Here is a 255-nt window from a genome sequence, read left to right on the forward strand (position 1 = left end):
GCGTCGAGGCGCTGCAGCCCAAGGCGCGCGGCCGCCGCGGCCTCGGCAAGCGGCCCTTCGGGGTTCACCGGCAGCGGCCCGAAGGTCTGCTGCTCGATGGGCGGGAGCGTCACCGACGGGTGCGCCACCTCCTGGAACGGGAATTCGGTCGCGATGGCGGCGCGCATCTCGGTGCGCGCGTGCAGATCGCCGAGCGCCGCCAGGGCCTCCGGCAACGTGTTCGCGGTGATGGTCAGGGTGATGGGCACGTGGGTC

The 255-nt window shown here is 73.7% G+C and carries 1 protein-coding gene; it reads right to left on the bottom strand.

Features of this window, described 5'->3' with window-relative positions:
- Positions 1 to 255 (bottom strand): hypothetical protein (locus P9228_RS30895; RefSeq protein ID WP_278057063.1); only part of this gene is annotated, 255 nt, incomplete at both ends.

Origin of the sequence: Mesorhizobium sp. WSM4898 (assembly GCF_029625845.1) — a bacterium.
Classification (GTDB): domain Bacteria; phylum Pseudomonadota; class Alphaproteobacteria; order Rhizobiales; family Rhizobiaceae; genus Mesorhizobium.